The organism is Ancylomarina euxina (assembly GCF_003863355.1).
Lineage (GTDB): Bacteria > Bacteroidota > Bacteroidia > Bacteroidales > Marinifilaceae > Ancylomarina > Ancylomarina euxinus.
Genome location: NZ_QQWG01000001.1, coordinates 351,096 through 373,740, shown reverse-complemented (window position 1 = coordinate 373,740; position 22,645 = coordinate 351,096). Strand labels below are relative to the sequence as shown.

The following is a 22,645-nucleotide window of genomic DNA, read 5'->3' as shown; positions in this document are numbered from 1 at the left end:
TGCTAAGTTTGGGTTGAAAATATAATAATGAGGGAAATACACTAGAAATCCTCCATATTTCAACACTATAATCGAATTAGCATGCCCAAATATTCAGTCATTGTTCCCATTTATAACAGACCTAATGAAGCTGAAGAATTATTAGAAAGTTTAGCCAAACAGTCTTTTAAGAATTTCGATATCATTATAATTGAAGATGGTTCTTCGGAAGATTGTTCTACTATTATTAAGAATTATGCCAATAATCTTGATATTAAATATCATTTCAAAGCAAATTCAGGTCCTGGAGATAGTCGTAATGTGGGTATGAGCATGGCCACAGGAGACTATTTAATTTTCTTCGATTCCGATTGTATTATACCGCCTCAGTATTTCGAAGAGGTAGAAAAACATTTAGCCCAAACTCCTCTCGATGCTTTTGGAGGACCAGATAGTGCTCATGAATCCTTCAGTAAGGTTCAAAAAGCCATAAACTATGCTATGACCTCAATCATTACAACTGGTGGGGTAAGAGGTAAAAAGAATAAACTCGATCAATACCAACCTCGTAGTTTTAATATGGGGATTAGCCAAGCCGTTTATAAAAAAGTAGGTGGCTATACCGATGTAACCCCTGGCGAGGATCCTGATTTGAGTTATCGTATAATGAATGCCGGATTCCGAGTGGGATTGATTGAAGATGCCTATGTTTTTCATAAAAGGAGAATTGATTTCTCAAAATTCATAAAACAAGTCTATAAGTTTGGAGTAATGCGTCCGGTGTTGATTAAATGGTATCCTGATAAGTTTAAATTGACCTACACTTTCCCAACACTATTTCTACTATTTAGTTTATTATTGATAGTGCTCTCTATTGCTATTAATCCAATATTCTTAAGTCCTTTAGCTCTTATAGCAATCATTCTGTTTATGGAATCATTGATTAAAACAAAGAGTTTATCCATTTCCTTACTAGCCATTTTAGCCAGTTTTATTCAACTCTTTAGCTATGGATATGGCTTTCTAAAAAGTACAATCCTAATTCTGTTACTTAAGAAAGAAGAACGTATCGTATTCGACAATTTCTTCTTCGACAAATCGAAACGTCCTAAAAAACAATAAACTCATATCAATCCCAAGCCATTCGGTTTGGGATTTTTCTTGATTTCACGTCTAAACTATTAGTGTCGTCCTTTTTTATTAATTTAGGAAATAATCTCCTAAAATTTCTAAAATATGGCTCAGGTATTAATCAGTGGCGGATCAGGTGTTGTGGGTAAAGTTCTTTGTGAGAAACTGAGAATGAAAGGCTATCATGTTGCTATTTTGAGTCGAAGTATAAATAAAAGTAAGAAGCTCAAAACATATCTTTGGGATCCAACAAATAATCAAATCGATCCTGAAGCCATAAGCTCATCCGACTATATCATTCATTTAGCAGGTGCTAATATAGCTGAAAAGAGATGGACCGTTTCTAGGAAGAAACTTATTCTTGACAGTCGTGTTCAATCTGCCAATCTCATTTTTAACGAAGTCAAAAAACAGAAAAAAGAACTGAAGGCCTTTATTTCAGCATCAGCCATTGGGTATTACGGATCCATCACTTCTGACACAATATTTACTGAAGATAATCATGCTGCAAATGATTTTCTCGGTCAAACGTGCTTAGTTTGGGAACAAGCCGCAAGGCAATTTGAAACATTAGGAATTAGAACATCTATTCTAAGAACTGGCTTGGTATTAAATAAAGAAAAAGGAGGAGCTCTATCAAAGATGCTCATTCCTGTAAAAATGGGCTTTGCCTCATCTATGGGTAATGGTAAACAATACTTGCCATGGATACATATAGACGATCTTTGCGAGCTTTACATCAGAGCCATCGAAAACATTTCGATAGAAGGTGCCTTTAACGCTGTAGCGCCCGACTTTCAGACTAACAAAAGCTTTACACAGACTTTAGCTAAAACGCTGAACAAGCCCTTCTTCTTTCCCAATATTCCCGCATTTCTATTAAAGCTAGTATTGGGCGAAATGTCGGTTATTCTAATAAAAGGGAGTCGTGTATCTGCAAATAAACTCATCAAGAATGGATTTATTTTTAAGTTTTCAAAGCTGAATTCAGCCTTAAGAAATCTATTAAACTAAAAAGAGGCTATTTCAAATAAATGAAATAGCCTCTCAAAAAATTTAGCTTGAAATAGCTTATTGCTTCACACGCTCAACATATTCCTTATTACGTGTATCAATCTTAATCACATCACCCGTGTTGATAAATAGAGGCACCATAATAGTCGCTCCGGTTTCAACAGTAGCAGCCTTCAACGAATTGGTTGAAGTTGTATCACCACGAAGACCAGGCTCCGTGTAGGTCACTTCCATAACTACGTGAGTTGGTAATTCAACGTAAAGTGGGGTTTCTGTATCAGCATGAATAACCGCTTCAACACTATCACCTTCTTTCAAAAGATCAGGAGCATTAAATAACTCTTCTTCCAAAACAATCTGCTCGTAAGTCTCAGTATGCATTAAATTGTATCCCATATCATCCTTATAAAGGAATTGATAAGGACGACGTTCAATACGAGCAACATCGATTTTTAAACCAGCAGTGAAAGTATTATCAATCATCTTACCTGTTTTTACATTTCTCAATTTGGTTCTTACAAAAGCTGGACCTTTACCAGGCTTAACATGCTGGAATTGAACAATCGTATATAAACCAGTCTTAAAATGGATACACATACCATTCTTAAAATCTGCAGTACTTGCCATGTTGTTATATATTAATTAAAAATTATCCTTATAGATTTTCATCGCAAAAGTAAGGGAAAGTATCCTCTTTGAGAAATATTATACAGATATTGTGCGTTTTGTATCAAACCCATTTTATTTTCTAACTGATAAAAAGTTAAAGATCGCCAGGATCAACTGTTGTATGAGGGAAATTAACAAGATCACAACGCAAAGAACCTATAAACAAATCAAACTGAACTCGAACAGGAACCTTATTCTCATCGGCTGAAATCCAAATATGCATATCATCTTTATTTTTGAAGGCTCTTCCAGTTTCGACTACAGGAATAAACTTATAACACTTAATCTTTCCTATTTTACTATTGATTGTTTCGTAGCCCATGAATTTGAACTGCAACAGAAAAGGTTCGTCTGAAAAGTAAGTATCTATCTTTAAGTCCTGACCTTCAACTAAATCTGAATTAAACAACTTCATTCTTGCAAAATAAAAAGCTGATAATATATCATGCACCCCTTCTACAACGTCATGCTCTCCTGATCTTTTACTATAAACCTTATTATTTTCCCTATCAAAAATGAGCTCGTTATAGCGTTTATAGTTACCTTCTTTAATGTCTCTAATCGCCTTTATAGGCAATAAGCTTTCCCTATCAACAAAACTCTCGTAAGTATTTTTTACCCCAAATAACGAATTTGTAAGCCCAGTCGTATGTCCACTCAAAATCAGATGATGGACATCCTGTCCTTTATAACGTTCAGATTTAAGCTTCAAACTCGCCTTTCCTCCTCTAATAAATCCATAATGGATAACATACTTAAGATGTTCTGTTTTTTTCTTAAGTATGGTTCCTCCCTCAGCAAAAGCTGAAAAAGAAAATAAAAGAGTAAATAAAACTAAGAAGTATCTATTTCGCATCAGCTCACGCTTTAAAGAATATTAAGTCATTCAATATCGCGATTTCAATACAAAAAAACGAATGCTTTTAAAAGATATTTTTCTTTGGAGTTGTTGCGACAAAGTCTTTTAAATAAAATGGTTCGAAGTAAGCAACATCTTCAAACGCCCCATCGTTGAATTTTGCTTCAGATAATTGAATCATTCCTAAAGCCGTTGGCGTAATATCACTTACAAATATTGCATTCTGACTTTGCAGACTTGATTGGCATTTAGCAGAACCATCGCCAAAGAACACGATTTCACTTTTATCTAGGTCTGAAGCAAAGGATTCCCCATCTATAATTTCGGCTGTGGTCTCACGAATTTCTTCATTTTTATAGGAAAAAAATGCCGTATAGACTTCCATTCTTCTCGCATCAATCATCGGACAAAAAATACTGGACTCAGGATCTCCTAATTGGGAAATAACGGCTTCGTTTTTCAACAAAGGAGCAGTCATTGCTTGTAAAGTACTGATAGCGATCAGAGGGCGATTACTGCCATAACAAATCCCTTTTGCAGTAGAAACACCAATACGTAAACCTGTATAAGAACCAGGTCCCATACTTACGGCAATTGCATCAAGATCAACAGGCTTAAGCTGATTTTCTTTTAGAATACTATCGATAAATACGGTTAGATGAGTCGCATGATTCATTCCTTCTTTATTCTCTTTATAGGCAAGCAACTCGCCATCTTTCCCTAATGAAACAGAACAAACTGCAGTCGATGTTTCTATATTTAATATTAAAGCCATTGTCTTGATAATTACGTATGAATCTATTACAGAATCATCCTTTTTTTCTGTAAGGCGATTAGTATTTATATACACTTAATGTTCGCAAATTTAAACTATAAAAAGGGAATAAGAAAGAACCTTTACATTAGTTCATCGGATGCTACCAATAAAAACAAACTCCGATTCGAAATTCATCGAATCGGAGTAACTAAACTTACTTGAAAACTTGACTATAAACTGATTTCGACTCCATTGTAGAAGTCTATGATTTTTGTTCTAAAAATGTATTCGTACTTGGCTTGTAGCAAATTTGATTTCGCTTTTAGAAGATTATTCTTGCCCTGATTGTACTCAACCGAATTAACTAAACCTAAATTGAATTTCTCTTCGGTATAACGGAATGCCTCTTCAGTAGAAGAAACAGCCGTTTCACTTGAGAAATATTTTTTCATTGCAGCAAGGGCATTCGCATGAGCTTGTTGAATTTCTTTTCTTAAGATATTCTTAGTATTATCTAAATTCAATCTTGAACGGTCGATATTAATCTTCGCATTGCTAATATTTCTATTTACAACACCTCCATTAAAAATTGGAATATCCAATTGAAAACCAAATGCTTTTCGTTCACGACTTCTCAACTGATCTGAGAGTTTCATCTCATTTCGGACTAAATTAGGCTGTCCATTTAAAAACTCATATTCCGCAAAATCATTAGAATAATTTGAACCCCAAAAACCATACATGGATAAAGAAGGCGTACGATCTCCTTTTGCAATACTCAAACCTTTCATAGAACTCTCCAGTCTTAGGTTTGCAGCTTTAATACCAGGGCGAGATTTTAGCGAATTTTCGAATACAGATTCTGGATCAATCATAGACTGAATCGCATTTAAAACAGGTAATTTCGGAATAGAAATTTTAAAATCTGCTGTTTGTTCTAAATCTAACAACTGAGCTAAATCTAGTAAACTCAAATCCAGATTATTTTGCGAATTCACAACAGTTAATTCTTCCTGAGCTGCCTGAGCTTTCTGCTCCATTAAAGTTCCTTTAGGTAAAGTTCCGGCGTCAACCAGAACTGAGGTTCGTTCAATTTGTAATTGCGTAACTTTCAACTGGTCCTTAGCTACTTGCAACAACTCCTGCTTAAATAATATATCTAAATAATAAGACGTAATATTTAAGGCCAAATCCTCTTTTGCTTTCTCAACATCCTCAAGTGTTGCTTGTAGATCCAATTCATTCTGCTTAAGTTCATTTCTTTTCTTAAAACCATCAAACAGTGTCAAATTAGATGAAATAGATAACGAACCACTCTCATTATTTTGATCAGAATAGGTATTTGTACTATTTAGTGTACGTCCATAATTAAAACCATAATCTGTTCTGCCATTCAAACTAGGAAGAAGATTTAATTTTGACTGTTTTGTATTATTAGTTTGTACATCAGCTTCCAACTTTTTTAATTGTAAAGCTATATTATGCTCCTTGGCATAGTCAACACATTTCTTTAAATCCCATTTTTCCTGAGCTTGTACACCTAGGCATAAAGAGAATAAGAGAACGATTAAGAATATATTTTTCATGTGTTTATAATTTGTTTTTACATTGTCACATGAAAGTCGCCCCAATAGTCATTCCCTTAGGATTGGAAATTCCTGCTAATGGCTCGTTTCATATAATATTTAGTTTTTGCTTTCTGGACGAGAAGTATTTACTAATTAGCTTTTTTCTTATTTTTCTTTTCCTCCTCCTTCTTTCTCTTCATCTCTTTCATTCTCTCAATTTTAGACATTTTCTCACCTTTAATCTTATCTTCTTTCGTTACTCCATCAAGAATTTCGATATTGATTCCATCAGATAATCCTGTCTTTACAAATCGCTTTTCAAAAACCTGAGGCTCTGTCTCAATATTAATAAAACTAGAATCGTTACTAAACTCTAATAAGCTTTCATTTACAGCTAATACCTTCTCTCTTTTTTCAAGAACAATTTCAGCATTAGCACTATAACCTGAACGAATAAAGTGTTCCTTACTTAATTCCACAGAAGCTTTAATTTCAAACTGAATAGCACCATTTTCGGCAACACCTTTAGGTGAAATATATTCCAGGTGAGCATTAAACTTATAGTCTTCGATAGCACCAATGGTCAATTGAAGATTCATGCCTTGCTTTATTTTACCAACCTCAGTCTCATCAACTTTTCCCTGAAAAATCATCTCACCCATATCAGCAACAATAGCAATAGTCGTTCCTTCGTTAAAAGTATTACTCTGAATAACCGAGTAACCCTCTTTTACAGGTATATCAAGAATCATCCCTTCAATAGTTGAACGAATTATTGTATTGGTAGCAGCGCCAGATTTCGATGTCACACCTTCCTTAATTAACTGAAGGTTATCTTTGGCTGATTTCAACTCTTCTTGTGCACTACGGAAAGCTAAACTTGGCTTTTGGAAATCTGCTTCAGAAATCACTTTTTTCTCATAAAGTAACTTATCACGGTTGTAATTAATCTGAGCATCTTCAAAATTAATTTGAGCTCTTTCTACTCTCGATTCCGCTGCATTCAGGTTGATCATATCAGGAATAATCTTGATCTTGGCAATCTTATCACCTTTTTTTAGCATTTGTCCAGCCTCTACAAATAGAGTTTCAACAATACCAGATACACCTTGCGGTTTAATCTGAATCTCTTTACGAGGAATTACAGATCCTGTTGCAACAGTTTTCTTAATAATATCCGTGATCTCTGGAGATTTTGTATCATAAATCTCAGGTTTCTCTTGTGACTTATTGTAAAGGAAAGCAATGGTTCCTAAAAACAAGAAGATAAAAAATACGATCAATACAATTCTAAAAACTTTTTTCATATCAAATGTTATTTCAAGTGTTATATCAAGTGTTATTTATTCGTAACGTAAAGCATCAACGGGTTTTATTCTCATCGCTTTTTGTGCTGGTAATAATCCGGCAAAACAACCAAACACAACCAAAACTCCAAGCGCGATAAAGGCGACTTTTATGTCGACATATGGGTTTAAAATCATTTCATTAGAATCTCCAGCCATTTTACCAGCTCCTTCAACAATCAGAACGCCTATAACCAAGCCCCAAAAGCCAGCGAAGGTTGTTAAAAAAACAGCCTCAGTAACAATCTGACTAATAATGGATAAAGGACTGGCACCAAGAGCACGTTTCACGCCAATTTCTCGAGTTCGTTCCTTTACAACAACATGCATTATATTACTAACGCCGATAATACCGGTAATTAAAACGCCAAAACCAATCACCCAAAACAGGAAGCCAATACTATTAAACAAGCCAAATATTTTATTGAAAATTTTAGCCAGGTTAAAATGACCAAAAGCTTCTTTATCATCAGGGCTTATTTTGTGGCGACGAGCCAAAAGGCTTATAATCTTATCTTCTATATCTTCAACGGATTCGCCAACTTTTGCTGTTGCCATAAAAACATTGAACTTCTCTCCTCTGTTATAGATTTTCTGAAGCGTTGTGTATGGCATTTGAACAATATCATCACTCATGCCCATATTTCGGCTTAGAGGCTTAACAGTTCCAACAACTTGAAAGAAAATACCATTTATTTTCAGGTACTGTCCTATAGGTTCTTCATCATCCTCGAACATGAGTTCTATGACACGAGGTCCAATGGTGATGACTTTCCTCATTTCTATAAGGTCATTTTCATTGATGAAACGTCCTGTAAGAACATCAACTGGAACGACCTTATTCATCTCTGGTGAAGTCCCCTTGATTTTAAAATTTCCTTTCTTATCATTTCTGAAGGTATTATAAGGATCTCCACCACTCCAGGCATTAATTTCAGGAGCAACATCTTCAATCTCAGGAATAGATCGTTTCATCGCAATCAAATCGGAATTATCGAACTGAAATCTGCGATTTCTTGCCAAACCTTTATACGGTTTGGTCGTTTTTTCAGTCCAAAAAATAGTGGAATTGGTTGCTAAGTTACCCAGCGACGATTTCATTTTATTCTGAAACCCCATTCCAAGCCCCAAAAGAGTGACTAAGATCAGAATCCCAAACATCACACCTGAGCCTGTCAGAGCCGTTCTTAATTTATTTTTTTTGAGAGCAGAAGTAATTTCCTGCCATTTATCTAAATCGAACATTCTTTTGTTTTTTTTGATTTTGAATCGAATCTCTTTGACACCTTTGAGATAAGATTCCTTTCAATTACTTACTTAAAAAGAAACTATTCATCCCTCAATGCTTCAATGGGTCGAATAGAGGCAGCTCTACGAGCAGGAAAAAAACCTGCCAAAGCGCCTGTTATTACAAGAACAATTGTTGCACCTATAGCTATTCCCATATCAACTTGCGGATTTAAAAAATAAATTGCTGCTGGAGGATATAGTTTTTCAATAAGATTAAATTTTGAAATCGTTTCAAGTAGTCCGACTCCGGCGATCAAACCAACATAGCCCGAAGCAGCCGTAATAAAAATAGCTTCCATCAAAACAAGCGAAACAACAGAAATTGGAGATGCTCCAATAGCTTTTCGAATACCGATCTCTTTGGTTCGTTCTTTCACAACAATCATCATGATATTAAAGACACCAATGACGCCCAGTAGAATTGTAAAAACTCCAATGATCCAAACAAACTTTTCAATACCACTAAACAAGTCTGCAAATCCTTTAGATTGTTCGATACTATTCTGAATCCATAAGGCATTTTTATCTTCACGGCTGAAATTATGCCTCGCAGCCATTTGATATGTAATTTGCTTCTCTATCTCTTTACTTTCCTCTAAAGAAACGTCATTAAGAGTAAAAGAAATCCTTCGAACATGATCGTTGTTATTAAAAATCTTCTGAGCTACTGTAATTGGAATATAAATATCACGAGAATTCCCATCAAAATCCTTCTTAGAAAATACCCCAACCACTTTAAACTTAATCTTGTTGATATTAATGTATTTACCTATAGCAGCTTCTTTGGGAAACAAAACTTTTTCTACTTCATCCTGAATAATCACAACTTTTCGATAACCTTTGATGTCTTTCTTATTTAGAAAGCGCCCTTTTAGAATATCAAAATTCGTAATCTCTTGATACGTATCGTGAATTGGAGAAACATTAAAATTTCCAAAATTATCTTTATAGGATATAACCTCTGCACCTGGAATATAACTCATTGCTGAAATAGCATCCATCTTTTCTATGGACTTCTTTAGACTCAGCAAATCAGCATTCTTCATCTGAATCCTTTTACCTTCAGGCGTGCCTTTATATGCTTTGGTGGTTCGTCCACCATATATTTGCATACTGTTTGTTGCATCCTGAGCGAAAACATCTTTCATCCCATTACGCAAACCTCTACCAGCTCCCAAAAGGAAAATCAGCATAAAAATCCCTGTTGCGACAGAAAATCCAGTAAGAAAGGTGCGGGTTTTATTTTTTCGAATGGTACTGAAGATCTCGTTCCATTTATCTCTATCAAACATAGTCTGAAATTAAAATTCTCGTAAATTACTCCGTGATTTTTTCTTTTTTGATAATCGAAATGACCTCATTCAATGCGTGATTGTGTTCAACGATAGATTCAATAATCCCATCTTTTAAGTTGATCACTCTATCAGTCATCTCAGCAATATCTGTTTCGTGAGTAACAATTATCACAGTAATTCCAGTTCTATTAATCTCTCTAAGCAAATCCATTACTTCAAGCGAAGTTTGAGAATCTAAAGCTCCAGTAGGCTCATCGGCAAGAATAATTTTAGGATTGGTAATCATTGCTCTTGAAATAGCGACTCTCTGCTTCTGTCCACCCGACAATTCGTTTGGCATATGCTCAGCCCACTCTTTCAATCCCATTTTATCGAGATATTCAACAGCAAGTTTATTACGTTTTTTACGAGCTACTTTCTGATAATATAATGGAAGTGCCACATTCTCCATGGCATTCTTAAACGAAATCAGGTTGAATGATTGAAAAACAAAACCTAATAGGTTGTTTCTAAGCTTTGCAGCCTTAGTTTCACTCATTGCTTTTATTTCCTGATTATTCAGAATATAAGTTCCTTCATCGTGATTGTCAAGAAGTCCTAATATGTTTAGCAGTGTCGATTTACCTGAGCCTGAAGAACCCATAATAGAAACCAATTCGCCTTCTTTGATATGCAAATCAATTCCTTTAAGAACATGAAGCTTATTCGCACCTGTAATATAGGACTTGTGAATATTTTTTAATCGGATCATAATCGTTAGTATTTTTAATTGCTTCTCTGGTCGAATCGAAATTTGGTCAGTATTTCGATATCTAATATTAAAGATTTAAGGGTCATTATCAAATAATTTTAGATAAACGTCTGATTAACTCGGTGAACGTCATGCTAAAGTTAACTAAGTATATCGTCTATTTACGTTAAAATAGATTAAAATACATATTTTACGTGCCACAAGTCCAATAGTCGTGCCAGCAACCACAAACTAATAATAACTAAACAGATAAGTTATTTCACCCAAGTAAATCATCTGAATAATTTGTCCGATATTAACACGTCACCGTCCGATAATGAACACATTTTATGTACACAAGTTTAAATTCTAAAAAAACTGTGAATTCAACTTAAATGATTAAAAGAACATGGGGATTTAGTGTAATTTAGCTTCGATTAAATCACAAACTGATTTATGATGACGAATTTTAGTCAAAATTCAACAATATAAAATGAACTGGAACCAACTATTATCTGCCAAGCGCTTCGGTCAGGAAGATCGTGTAGCAATAAACGACCACGAAATTAGATCTCAATTTCAACGGGATTACGATCGTTTGATTTTCTCATCTCCTTTCAGAAGACTTCAAAATAAAACTCAAGTATTTCCTCTACCTGGCAGTATTTTTGTTCACAATAGACTAACTCATAGTCTGGAAGTTTCAAGCGTAGGACGCTCTTTAGGTAATCTACTGACTGAGAAATTATCCAATTCACAGAAATATAAAAATAACCCTTACTTGGATGGAATAGGCAATATTGTCGCAACTGCCTGCCTGGCTCATGATTTAGGTAATCCTCCCTTCGGGCATTCAGGAGAAGAGGCACTATCCTATTATTTCACTCATGGTGAAGGTAAAAAGCTTGAAGCAAAATTCTCGAAAGAACAATGGGCAGATCTTTGCAACTTTGAAGGAAATGCGAATGCTTTTCGCCTATTAACTCATGCGTTTAATGGTAGACGAAAAGGTGGTTTTGCTCTAACATATTCCAGCATAGCATCTATAATCAAATACCCATGGGAAGCCCATAAAATTCCAGAAGTAGGAAAACGGAAATACGGTTTTTTTAATACTGAAAAAGGGAACTATCTGAAAGTTTCAAAAGAACTTGGCATACCAGAAACGAAACCAGGTATTTTCGCACGCCACCCACTTGTATATCTAGTTGAAGCTGCCGATGATATTTGCTATCAGATCATGGATATTGAAGATGCTCACAAACTAAAAATCCTAAGCACAGAAGAAACCAAACATTTGTTATTGAATTTCTACGATAAAACTGAAGATATCAATTCAATTGACCGAATTGCCGAAACTTGCGAAGAAGTTAGTGATACCAATGAACAGATTGCATATATAAGAGCCGGGGTTATTGGGAAATTAATCAAGGAATGTGTCACCGTTTTTATTAACAATGAAGATCAGATAATGGCCGGTGAGTTTAAATCGACACTTATCAAAGAAGTTCCTGAAAGTTCAAAACTAGCTTATAAAAAATGTACCAAGCTTGCTGTTTCAAAAATATACAAACATCGATCAGTACTTGAAATTGAATTAGCTGGGTATAAAATTTTGGGAACTTTACTTAAAGACTTTGTAGAAGCTACCCTTAATCCGAATAGCTTTTATTCAGAAAAACTCTTATCACTGATTCCCGAACAGTACAGCCATAAAGGAAATGATGACTACTTAAAAATCATGTCTGTTTTGGATTTTGTTTCAGGAATGACCGATGTATTTGCCCTCGATTTATACAGAACAATAAAGGGTATTAAACTTCCAGACACCTACTAAAAATAATAGTAATGAGAAATATAAAATCTAAAATCCTAATCTTTTTTGTTCTTTTTAGCATTTGCTCTACCATTCAAGCTCAGATTAATTGGACAAGAACCCAATCGGAGACTTCGAAAATAAGTTTTGAACTCCCGGAGACGCCTTATATCAGAAATCAAGAACTTAATGGCATAAAATCCGAAGTTTTCTCACATCGTGATGCAGCAAATATATATGGCATTGTTGCATCTGATTTTTCGGGTATTGAGGTTGATTTTGATCATACAGATCCTTCTGAATATTACAGACAGATGAAAGAAGGTAGCTTACTGAGTAGTGATGCGATTTTAGTCTCGGAGCAAAGTGTGACTTATCAAAGGATGTTAGGTAAAGAGATTATTTACACCATGCTGGTTGGGAAACACGAATATACCTATATCAAACGATTCTTTTTTAGGGGGCATTTTATCTATCAGATTACTATTGGGGGGCCTACCAGGATGAAACAATTACTCCTTGATAAAAAGCAGATTTTCTTTAATTCTATCCAATTCGAATAGTTCAACTTAGCATTCTTAAAAAAATAGCTTTTCACAATTTGTTTAATCATATCATTCCGTAAATTTGTTCTTTCAAAACTAACATCTTCAAATGATGTCTTTTTGAAAACAAAATTCGAAATATAATCCATTCTATAAATTCATTGAAACGCCACCAGTTAATAGCTGGGAAGTCAAAATTTTGCACATGAAAGTACTTGTATTAGGATCAGGAGGAAGAGAACATGCTTTTGCATGGAAACTCACTCAAAGCAATAAGCTAGAAAAACTATATGTTGCTCCAGGAAATGCTGGAACTGGAGAGATTGCTGAAAATGTCAACATCAATCCCAACGATTTTGAAAAGGTGAAAACTTTTGTTCTTGATAAAGCAATCGATATGGTTATTGTTGGTCCTGAAGATCCTTTGGTAAATGGGATTCATGACTTTTTCTTAGCTGATGAAAAGCTAAAGCAAATTGCTATTATCGGCCCTGAAAAAGCTGCAGCACAAATGGAAGGCAGTAAGGATTTTGCAAAAGCATTCATGGCTCGACATAAGATTCCAACTTCTCAATACAGAAGTATTACATCTAAAAACCTAGAAGAAGGCTACCAATTTCTCGATAGCTTAAAAGCTCCTTACGTGTTAAAAGCGGATGGATTGGCTGCTGGGAAAGGTGTTTTGATTATCGATAATATTGAAGAAGCCAAAAATTCACTTAAAGAAATGATTGGTGGCATGTTTGGCTCAGCCAGTGCGACTGTTGTTATCGAAGAGTTTTTATCGGGAATAGAACTTTCTGTTTTTGTTTTGACAGATGGAAAGAATTATAAAGTTCTTGCTGAGGCAAAGGATTACAAAAGAATTGGTGAAGGCGACACTGGATTAAATACGGGTGGTATGGGAGCAATTTCCCCTGTTCATTTTGCCAATGAAGAGTTCATGAAGAAGGTTGAGAAACGCGTTATCAAACCAACCATTGATGGTTTCCAAAAAGACAAGACACCATTTGTAGGTTTCGTCTTTATTGGTCTGATGAAAGTTGAAAACGATCCTTTCGTTATAGAGTACAATGTGAGAATGGGTGATCCTGAAACTGAGGTTGTTTTACCTCGTATTAAATCAGATTTCCTTGATTTAATGACAGCTGTTGCAGACAAAAAACTTGATCAATTTGAATTGGAATTAGATGAAAGAACAGTAACAACTGTTATGCTTGTTTCTGGTGGTTATCCTGAAGCTTACAAAAAAGGTAAAGCTATCAGTGGACTTGATCAGGTTTCTGATAGTCTAGTTTTCCACGCAGGAACAACAAATGATAACAATGCCGTTGTTACCAATGGAGGACGTGTTATTGCATTGAGTTCTTACGGAGATAATCTGACTGATGCTCTTAAGAAATCATTTCTAAATGCTGAGAAGATCCAATTTGAAGGGAAATATTACAGAAAAGATATTGGTTTCGATTTACAATAGTCGAATGGCTTACAATTGAGTTTGCAAAGAAGTTAAATATTAAAAATTACAATAATGCTGTTAAAAGTTTTAAGAAGACGCTCACCTATTTATTTCATTCTTATTCCTATAATCGCTTTATTATTGTGGCTAAATGCATTTCAGAATCCTGTTTTACTAGCAGAATATTCCTCGCAAATGCCACTTTATCAGTCCATACTTTGCATACTCAATTGTAATCCTTTATATCTTAACATATTCGGGTACTTGCTTATTCTAATAATATCCTATAGCCTTATCCAACTCAATGAGCAGTTTATATTTATTAAACAACGCACCGATCTGCCCTCTGCTTTGTTCATACTACTTGCTTCATGTGCAACATTGGCTAATGGACTTCACCCTGCCCTAATAAGTGCTCTATTTTTACTTCTTTCACTTAATCGAGTCTTTAAAATTTATCATGGTAGCCAGAGTATCGCATCTTCATTTGATGTCGGCTTGCTCATTGGTTTGGCAAGCTTGTTTTATCTACCAACCAGCCTCGCCTTTATCTGGTTTGTTTGGTCATTAATTATACTTGGTTCTTTCCGTTTAAGAGAATTCCTAGGAGGTTTACTGGGTTTTATTACACCCCTGTTTTTTATCTGTTGTTGGTATTTTTGGCAAGGAAATTTAGAGGATTTTCTAGAGCATTCTAAAATGATTTTTTCTAGTCATGAGCATTTAGAAAGCTTCTCAATCACTCAAATTCTATTCTGGGGATTTCTAACTTTATTAAGTCTGATTTCTATTTTCTTTACCATATGGGGATTTGAAGAAAAACGAGTTCGTTCTCGAAAATACCTCATCATTATTGTTGCACTATTCATTACGAGTGTTGCTTCTTGTATTCTTTTTCCTTCTTCTATATTAGCTCAAACTCTTATCGCTGCAGTTCCACTTTCATATATTTTCAGCTACTTTTTTGTCATGAATCGTAATACTAAGATCTCTGAAATTCTATTCGCTATACTTGTCGCAGGCTGCATCATATTAACCATAATGAGATAATTTAAAATAGAGCAAACAATATAAATTGCTTGCTCTAAACTCAATATATCCTCCTTTGAAAAAGACCAAACTCAGGAGGCATGAGTCTTTCGTCTATCTCAATCGACAAGCCTTACAGGATTATCTGGCAGTATTAATGCCAGTATTAAATAGCCAATCAACAAAAATGGATTGAATAAGCACAACATCAGAAAAATAACTCTAACAATCACAGGATCGAGCTCAGGGTTTATATAGTGCGACAAGCCTCCACACACCCCGGCTACTTTTTTATCGCTTGATTTAAATAAACGTTGCATATCTTCAATTTTAAAGATTTACTTATCGAACTTATAACGCGAAAGTGATTTCAATTCATCTGTATGAAAATCACCAAAGAATGAAACTAATGAAGTACGGGTTCCATTACAATGTAAAAGGTGGAATTCACTAAAACGTTTCTTGTTACCCAAGGCAAAAAAGTAGACTTCATCAGAATCATCATCCTCCTCAACATCCTTTAAAACTTGTTTGTATTTACCCGATGTCAATTCAGAAATAACATGCTTTTTGAATTTAGTTCCTCTTCCATCCTCATGCTTATAACTTAATAGCTTAATACCATCACAATCACCCGTAATATTCTTTTCTACCTCATCTTCATCCACATCAAAATCCAGATTTTTCAGGAAATCTCCTGAGAAACCAAAACTGCTGAACTCATCTAGCTTTGAATATTTCTCATGGATTTTTTCTCCCTTTGTTTGTGCTTGAACAAGCACTGGAAAAAGGATGACCATTAATATAATTACTAATTGTTTCATCTGTTTAAATTTTAAAGTATTAATCAATTACAAACATCAGCCCCATTTGACCAAAACGAACTCATGCTTTGTCATCAACTAGATTAATATATATAAAGTCATGAACTTAATCACGAGATAATGTCAAGCCTTCTTTTTTCATGATCCATCTCTTCCCTCCCATATCTCGGTCGTAGGTATTCGTTACGTTTTTTACATCATCCAAAATATCATCAACTTCTTCATCAATAAACACAGCCTTACCTTCTGGAACTTTTAAGACGATATGCAACTTCTGATTTCTCCACTTATCGCCAACTGGCAAGGTGAAATACTCGTCAAGAATTAATAACGAATCAACCTGTTTCCATGAGTATTTAATTTCTTCAGCATTTTCGACTGCATCATCGTGAGTTCGCCCCCTTGAATTTTTCTTCATGATAATCTCGAAATTACCAGAATTACTTTTTTCAATATCAAGTGTAGGTTCACCCAAAACAAGTTTTTCGTTATCCTTTACAATGATTTTTACACCATCTAAATCGACATTGGCATCGTGCCAGTTGAAATCAATATTCTTCTCTGATCTTAAATAAAGGGTATTACCATCAAAGTTGTCAAGCACTTCAGTATCTGCATAAGTTGTACCACTGCTTAAGTATGATTTCGCCTGAGTAAGACCTACCGAAATCATCAGAATAATACCTCCCAACCACAGAGCTAAAGCAGAAAGACCAATCGCCTTATTATTTGTTTTAAATTTGACTAGTAATTTAATTCCTACAAAAATGAGTAGTATTAAAGGAATCCCTATAACAAGCATCAAACCAAGAGAAAACAATTTGATTCCCATACCTGTAAAGAACATATCAGGCATAAAGGCTCCCGGAAAATGCATCCCTGCAAATGGTCCAACAACTGTTGTTGTGAAAATAAGAGATCCTAAGAATGTAAGAAGTGAGATAATACCTGCGATAATTAATCCTAAGCCTAATATGATGAGCACAACTTTCAAGAAAAGACGTAGAGCTGAACCAGCAAAATCAACACCTTTATCGAAACCGTCTCTAACTTGAGGACCTCTTTTTGCACGCATATTATCAAAGTTCTCTTTCACTTCCTGATATTCATCTTTTATCGATTTCTCAATATTGGATATATTCACCCTTTCACCTTTCATCTCAAGCTTTTGAGCCGTTGTATTAGCCTTAGGCACAACTATCCAAAGAATAATATAAAGGATAAATGAAGCGCCTGCACCAAAGAACAATAGCAACACAAATATTAAGCGAATGACAACTACATCGATACCAAAATAGGCCGAAATACCACTTGCAACACCACCAAATACGCGATGATCAGGATCACGAAACAGTCTTCTTTTACGATAAGATTTTTTAGCTCCAACAACTTCTTCTTCCTCGTTATCTGTCTCAAAAATTTCCTCGGGTTTCCCCATAATTGAGATCACCTCATCGATCATTAGCTCAGTTACAACCTGATCCTTTGAGCTCAATTTCTCATTGAAAATTTCAGAGATACGTGACTCAATATCTGCAACGATTTCACGCCCCTCTTCACTCGCACCATAATGAGCATTAATGCTGCGTAGATAAACCTGGAGTTTTTCGTAAGCATCTTCGTCTATATGAAAGATACTACCACTTATGTTTATTGTGAATGTCTTTTTCATCTTTTTTATTTTAATATTTAAATACCTTTTAGAAATAAACTCTTAGACTTCTATAGGTATAACAAATAATTTCAAATACTCTTTTTTTAGTTTGATGCTTAAGCTTGAATGGTAGTAACAGCATCTACAAGTTCTTGCCATGAACTATCTAATTCTTCAAGAAAGACACGGCCTGTATCAGTAATCCCATAGTACTTACGAGGTGGTCCTTGAGTCGATTCTTCCCAGCGATAGCTGAGTAATCCGTCATTTTTAAGGCGAGTTAGTAAAGGATATAGCGTTCCTTCCACAACTATCATTTTCGCTTCTTTAAGCTTCTTAATAATATCTGAAGCGTAAGCGTCATTCTTAGAGACTATGGAAAGAATACAATATTCCAATACTCCTTTTCGCATCTGGGCTTTCGTATTTTCTATCTTCATTTGGAATATGTTTTAAATTCTTGTTTGAATTATTATTGGCTTATTTCTAAAATTATTCTTTTTAATTTTCAGGACTGGCCTTCGATTCAATTCTGGGATAAGAGAGTCTTTTGTACCCTTCCTATTAAATTTAATCTCAAGTTTGTTTTTCAAACTGTCTCCTTTAGATATTTCATTCTCATCTGATGACCAATCAGTTTTGAAAAAATATTCTAAACTAAACCATTTGCTATATGTGTATTGCGTTGATGACTCCAATAAAATGGAAATTGAATTATTAGCTTGAATCAATTGTGATTTCAAAATTGTTGGACTAATACAGAATCCGATCAGCATGCAAATAATCATGATTCTATTAATTTCCCTTTTCATTTCAGATACATTTTAATACAATACCATTCCAAACACACTTGCTTGTTATACAAATATACGTATTAAAAATAGTAATATGCAATACATAGTACCATTTACAAATACAACACCAACCTGAAAGCCCTATTTTAATTGAATTTTAGAAGCCCATTTTTTTTGAAAAAAAATAAAAAGATGGTCTTAAAGTCCTAATTTGATGATGAATTTAGAAAAAACAAATTCAAAAAAGCTTCAGTTAGATCAGATTTGAGCATAAAAAAAGACCTAAGCAATGCTCAGGTCTTCAATTCTATATTATATCAAAATTTACTCAACTTTGATATAAAATGTCTTTGTTGTTGGATTATCTGAATTGTCAATTACAGTACACGTCATTGTATACTCATTAGCTGGAGCACCCGCCAAAGTTTCAATTGTGAAATTAACAGCAGATTCTGACTTATCTAAAACAGATCCCGAAGAAGGTTTCTTACTATTTAGTTTTTCATTGAAATCTACAATAAAGTCATTAACCGACTTTGCTTTCTCTCCTAGATTTGTAAATGTAATTGATTCCAGCTTTTTATTATCACTTACAGTACCACTAAAAGTAAGAGTTTGACCAGCTGTAATCGTAGTCGGACTGTCAGGATTGGTGCTTGGGCTTGTGAAATTAACCGTTGGAGCTGTTTCATCAGAACCACCTCCGCCTCCACCGCAGCTTAACAAACCTAAAGCGAAAATCAGGATTAGGGTATAGTTTAAAATCTTCATAATTAATATTTATTAAGTCAGTTAATTAATATTTAGGGAAACATAAAATTACATCATATGTGTCATATTAACAAGCTACAATCAAGAAATAATTCTTTTTTCCTTTCTGCACTAATAAATATTTATCAGCAATGAGGTGTTCTTTAGTCACGATCAATTCTGCATTAGGCTCTTTTTCCTTATTTAGACTGATTGCATTTCCCTTAAACAGACGTCTTAATTCCCCTTTTGATGGGAAAACCTCAGCCTTAACAGCTAACAATTCTACCACATCAATACCATTTTCAAATTCTGATTTATCAACATTGAATTGAGGCACACCTTCAAACACTGAAAGAAAAGTATCTTCATCAAGCTTACGCAGAGCATCAGCTGTAGCACGTCCAAAAAGAATTTGAGATGCTTCAACAGCCATATTGTAATCCTCTTCAGAGTGAATCATAACTGTCACCTCTTTAGCTAAACGTTGTTGCAATTTACGCATATGTGGCGCCTCTTTGTGCTCTTCAACTAAAGCAGCTACTTCTTCGCGTGAAATAAGGGTGAAAATCTTAATATATTTCTCTGCATCAGCATCGGTTGTATTTAACCAAAACTGGTAAAATTTATATGGAGATGTATACTTTGGATCAAGCCAAATATTTCCTGATTCTGTTTTTCCAAATTTACCACCATCGGCTTTTGTAATCAACGGACAAGTAATTGCCCAAGCTTGGCCACCTTCTTTACGACGAATTAATTCAGTTCCAGTCGTAATATTACCCCACTGATCTGAACCACCCATCTGAAGCTTACAATTCTTTGATTTATATAATTCCAGGAAATCGGTTCCTTGAACCAACTGATAGGTAAACTCAGTAAAAGACATCCCTGCTTTTGAATCGGCACTTAAACGCTTCTTCACAGAATCCTTGCTCATCATATAATTCACAGGAATATGCTTTCCGATATCACGAATGAAATCTAAGAATGAAAAGTCCTTCATCCAATCGTAATTATTCACCATCTCAGCAGCATTATCAGCAACTGAATCGAAATCCAAGAAACCTGCTAGTTGCTTTCTTAAACATTCCTGATTATGACGCAATGTCTCCTCATCAAGTAAGTTTCTTTCTTGTGATTTTCCAGAAGGATCACCAATCATTCCTGTTGCACCACCAACCAAAACAATAGGCTTATGGCCTGCTACTTGAAAATGCTTCAACATCATCACCCCTACCAGGTGTCCGATATGTAAAGAATCAGCAGTAGGATCGATTCCCACGTATGCCGATGTCAATTCTTTCTCCAATTGTTCTTCTATACCCGGCATCATATCGTGAATCATGCCACGCCACTGTAATTCTTCTATAAAACTCATCTTTATCGTATTTTATGACCCCTCTGGGTTTCTATTATTCAATAATTATTTTCGGATGACAAAGATAAGAATTTTACCATTGTATCCTTATATCATCCACCTATTCAACTGCCAAGGAAATCAAACTATAGAAAATTCCTGTGACAAGTAAAATATTATAAAAAAAGGATAGCATTAAAAATTTTATAAATGTTTTAAACCAGGATTGTTTATAATAAAACTTCAAAGTTAAAAACAGCTGTAACGGGATTAGTAAATAGAGGTAAAAACCCAAGGTGTAAATCGCTTTAATCTCTGTCATAATGAGTAATTCACTCACAATAACGACCACAAAAATAAAAGAGTGAAAGTTTAAAGATATCAGTAAATGCTCTAACAAGTAATATTTGCGACGGATATAAAACAAGGCTAAAAACAAGGCAAAGATCGGCAAAACCAACAATAAGGTTTGAGACAATTTCTTAAAAGCATTATCAATCAATAGAGCGGGATTCAAACGCCACATGTCAAGTATCTTTTTTATAGCTTTATTTTGACTTAATAATTCATGGCCTCCGCTAATATCTATTGGAGGTGAAATTGTATCTGATTTCAATTTCGGCTCTAAACCTGGATCAATACGAATAAATTCATTTTTAAAACCAGATTTACCAACCAAACTATCTGCTTTTGATTTATCCTGATCTATCATATCTTCAAATAAGGATAAAACCTCTACATTTTCACCTTTACTGTTTTGGAAAGTCAAGTTTTTTTCAGAATCGGTTTCTGGTTTGTGATTGTGAGAAAGTAATAAAAAGGCAAAAAATGTTAGAAACAGATACAAGCGAAATGGCGGTGTATAGCGAGCTCTTCGCCCTCTCATAAATTCCTTAGTGAGGTATCCTGGCCTGGCAAAGAGGGGAACTATAGTATGAAAGAATTTATTGTCCAAAGATAATGCATCGCCTAAGGACTCAGAAACAACACTAAAAAATGGTCGGTGAAAATCTTTAGCTGATTGGCCACAATTGGTGCAAAATTTACCATCTACGGGATGATCGCAATTACTACAAAGGCCAGTAAAGTGAAACTTTTTTCGAACAGGAAGTTTTTTAATATACTTTTTAATCTTGGCTCCTTGAATTTTTATAAGGTTGGTTTGCATTGAGAATTCTATTTAGATATTTTTCAAACTATCTGTCCCCTTCTTAATTTTATCCTCAATTTTTTCTTTTGTAGATGAGAAATCTGAATCGAAGAAATCAAAAATCGAGTCAGATATAGTTGTCATGGGTTCATACAAAAGGCTTTCTTTTTTCTTTTCCTCAGAAATAAAATTAAACCTATCATTCACATAATTGATCAGATGAATAACAATACTTAAGATCAAAATTCCTTTCAATAAACCAAAAGCCAAACCTAAAAGTCGATTTACAAAACCTAAGGCAACGGCATCAACCACTTTATCCATCACCCTTCCTATCAGGTTGATTCCAATTACAATAACAATGAAAGTCACAATAAATGAAATATACTCCATGTATTGAGATTCATATTTAAAGGTATCTTGAATGACTTCAGCAGTAAAATCAGAAAAATGAATGGCTCCATAAACACCAAAAATAAGAGCCACTAGAGTTGCGACTTCATATATAAAACCTTTTGTGAATCCTTTATAGATGGCATAAATCAAAGGGATACCAATAATAATATCGAGTACATTCATTGATGTGAGTTTGAGAATAAATACTTTTGATCTTTTAAACAGATCAA

Annotated in this window: 23 protein-coding genes; 6 read left to right on the top strand and 17 right to left on the bottom strand. The window is 34.6% G+C overall.

What is annotated here, in order from left to right; translation table 11 throughout:
- Nucleotides 1–81: 81 nt before the first annotated feature.
- Nucleotides 82–1,101, top strand: coding sequence for a glycosyltransferase family 2 protein (locus DWB61_RS01570; protein WP_125029140.1), 1,020 nt, complete (start codon nucleotides 82–84; stop codon nucleotides 1,099–1,101).
- Between the two features lie 114 nt (nucleotides 1,102–1,215).
- Complete coding sequence (locus tag DWB61_RS01565) at nucleotides 1,216–2,124, top strand: TIGR01777 family oxidoreductase (RefSeq protein WP_125029139.1); 909 nt, start codon at nucleotides 1,216–1,218, stop codon at nucleotides 2,122–2,124.
- Between the two features lie 57 nt (nucleotides 2,125–2,181).
- Here the strand turns inward: DWB61_RS01565 and efp are convergent, their stop codons facing one another.
- The 8 genes from efp to DWB61_RS01525 form a co-directional block, all read right to left on the bottom strand.
- Nucleotides 2,182–2,751 (bottom strand): elongation factor P, encoded by a 570-nt coding sequence (efp, locus tag DWB61_RS01560; protein ID WP_125029138.1) that lies wholly within the window; start codon nucleotides 2,749–2,751, stop codon nucleotides 2,182–2,184.
- A 136-nt stretch (nucleotides 2,752–2,887) separates the two neighbouring features.
- Nucleotides 2,888–3,649, bottom strand: a complete 762-nt coding sequence (locus DWB61_RS01555) for a DUF3108 domain-containing protein (protein WP_125029137.1) — start codon at nucleotides 3,647–3,649, stop codon at nucleotides 2,888–2,890.
- 67 nt (nucleotides 3,650–3,716) lie between these two features.
- Entirely contained in the window at nucleotides 3,717–4,427 is a 711-nt protein-coding gene (gene tsaB, locus DWB61_RS01550) for a tRNA (adenosine(37)-N6)-threonylcarbamoyltransferase complex dimerization subunit type 1 TsaB (protein WP_125029136.1), read from the bottom strand.
- 212 nt (nucleotides 4,428–4,639) lie between these two features.
- Nucleotides 4,640–5,995, bottom strand: coding sequence for a TolC family protein (locus DWB61_RS01545; RefSeq protein WP_125029135.1), 1,356 nt, complete (start codon nucleotides 5,993–5,995; stop codon nucleotides 4,640–4,642).
- Nucleotides 5,996–6,126: 131 nt separating this feature from the next.
- Nucleotides 6,127–7,284, bottom strand: a complete 1,158-nt coding sequence (locus DWB61_RS01540) for an efflux RND transporter periplasmic adaptor subunit (RefSeq protein ID WP_125029134.1) — start codon at nucleotides 7,282–7,284, stop codon at nucleotides 6,127–6,129.
- A gap of 36 nt (nucleotides 7,285–7,320) precedes the next feature.
- The gene (locus tag DWB61_RS01535) at nucleotides 7,321–8,568 is read right to left on the bottom strand and encodes an ABC transporter permease (RefSeq protein ID WP_125029133.1); all 1,248 of its coding nucleotides are present in this window, start codon (nucleotides 8,566–8,568) and stop codon (nucleotides 7,321–7,323) included.
- 83 nt (nucleotides 8,569–8,651) lie between these two features.
- A complete protein-coding gene (locus DWB61_RS01530) occupies nucleotides 8,652–9,905 on the bottom strand; it encodes an ABC transporter permease (RefSeq protein WP_125029132.1) in 1,254 nt (417 codons plus the stop codon).
- Nucleotides 9,906–9,930: 25 nt separating this feature from the next.
- Complete coding sequence (locus DWB61_RS01525) at nucleotides 9,931–10,659, bottom strand: ABC transporter ATP-binding protein (protein WP_125029131.1); 729 nt, start codon at nucleotides 10,657–10,659, stop codon at nucleotides 9,931–9,933.
- A 472-nt stretch (nucleotides 10,660–11,131) separates the two neighbouring features.
- On the opposite strand from DWB61_RS01525, the gene DWB61_RS01520 reads away from it, so the two are divergent.
- The 4 genes from DWB61_RS01520 (at nucleotide 11,132) to DWB61_RS01505 (ending at nucleotide 15,508) form a co-directional block, all read left to right on the top strand.
- Complete coding sequence (locus DWB61_RS01520; protein WP_125029130.1) at nucleotides 11,132–12,475, top strand: deoxyguanosinetriphosphate triphosphohydrolase; 1,344 nt, start codon at nucleotides 11,132–11,134, stop codon at nucleotides 12,473–12,475.
- 11 nt (nucleotides 12,476–12,486) lie between these two features.
- A complete protein-coding gene (locus tag DWB61_RS01515) occupies nucleotides 12,487–13,017 on the top strand; it encodes a hypothetical protein (protein ID WP_125029129.1) in 531 nt (176 codons plus the stop codon).
- Between the two features lie 187 nt (nucleotides 13,018–13,204).
- Complete coding sequence (purD, locus tag DWB61_RS01510; RefSeq protein ID WP_125029128.1) at nucleotides 13,205–14,476, top strand: phosphoribosylamine--glycine ligase; 1,272 nt, start codon at nucleotides 13,205–13,207, stop codon at nucleotides 14,474–14,476.
- A 54-nt stretch (nucleotides 14,477–14,530) separates the two neighbouring features.
- The gene (locus DWB61_RS01505) at nucleotides 14,531–15,508 is read left to right on the top strand and encodes a hypothetical protein (protein ID WP_125029127.1); all 978 of its coding nucleotides are present in this window, start codon (nucleotides 14,531–14,533) and stop codon (nucleotides 15,506–15,508) included.
- A gap of 98 nt (nucleotides 15,509–15,606) precedes the next feature.
- On the opposite strand, the gene DWB61_RS01500 is transcribed toward DWB61_RS01505, so the two are convergent.
- The 9 genes from DWB61_RS01500 to DWB61_RS01460 form a co-directional block, all read right to left on the bottom strand.
- A complete protein-coding gene (locus tag DWB61_RS01500) occupies nucleotides 15,607–15,807 on the bottom strand; it encodes a PspC domain-containing protein (RefSeq protein WP_125029126.1) in 201 nt (66 codons plus the stop codon).
- An 18-nt stretch (nucleotides 15,808–15,825) separates the two neighbouring features.
- The gene (locus tag DWB61_RS01495; protein ID WP_125029125.1) at nucleotides 15,826–16,311 is read right to left on the bottom strand and encodes a DUF4252 domain-containing protein; all 486 of its coding nucleotides are present in this window, start codon (nucleotides 16,309–16,311) and stop codon (nucleotides 15,826–15,828) included.
- Nucleotides 16,312–16,417: 106 nt separating this feature from the next.
- The gene (locus DWB61_RS01490) at nucleotides 16,418–17,983 is read right to left on the bottom strand and encodes a PspC domain-containing protein (RefSeq protein ID WP_125029124.1); all 1,566 of its coding nucleotides are present in this window, start codon (nucleotides 17,981–17,983) and stop codon (nucleotides 16,418–16,420) included.
- A gap of 98 nt (nucleotides 17,984–18,081) precedes the next feature.
- On the bottom strand, nucleotides 18,082–18,378 hold the full coding sequence (locus DWB61_RS01485; RefSeq protein WP_225423341.1) for a PadR family transcriptional regulator: 297 nt from the start codon (nucleotides 18,376–18,378) through the stop codon (nucleotides 18,082–18,084).
- 39 nt (nucleotides 18,379–18,417) lie between these two features.
- Nucleotides 18,418–18,777, bottom strand: a complete 360-nt coding sequence (locus DWB61_RS01480; RefSeq protein ID WP_125029122.1) for a hypothetical protein — start codon at nucleotides 18,775–18,777, stop codon at nucleotides 18,418–18,420.
- A 306-nt stretch (nucleotides 18,778–19,083) separates the two neighbouring features.
- Complete coding sequence (locus tag DWB61_RS01475) at nucleotides 19,084–19,530, bottom strand: DUF4625 domain-containing protein (RefSeq protein WP_125029121.1); 447 nt, start codon at nucleotides 19,528–19,530, stop codon at nucleotides 19,084–19,086.
- 67 nt (nucleotides 19,531–19,597) lie between these two features.
- Nucleotides 19,598–20,890 carry a tyrosine--tRNA ligase gene (gene tyrS / locus DWB61_RS01470; protein WP_125029120.1) on the bottom strand — a complete coding sequence of 431 codons (1,293 nt, stop codon included), beginning with the start codon at nucleotides 20,888–20,890 and terminating at the stop codon, nucleotides 19,598–19,600.
- Between the two features lie 100 nt (nucleotides 20,891–20,990).
- Nucleotides 20,991–22,037, bottom strand: coding sequence for a DUF3667 domain-containing protein (locus DWB61_RS01465; RefSeq protein WP_125029119.1), 1,047 nt, complete (start codon nucleotides 22,035–22,037; stop codon nucleotides 20,991–20,993).
- A 12-nt stretch (nucleotides 22,038–22,049) separates the two neighbouring features.
- The gene (locus DWB61_RS01460) at nucleotides 22,050–22,598 is read right to left on the bottom strand and encodes a CvpA family protein (RefSeq protein WP_125029118.1); all 549 of its coding nucleotides are present in this window, start codon (nucleotides 22,596–22,598) and stop codon (nucleotides 22,050–22,052) included.
- Nucleotides 22,599–22,645: the final 47 nt, after the last annotated feature.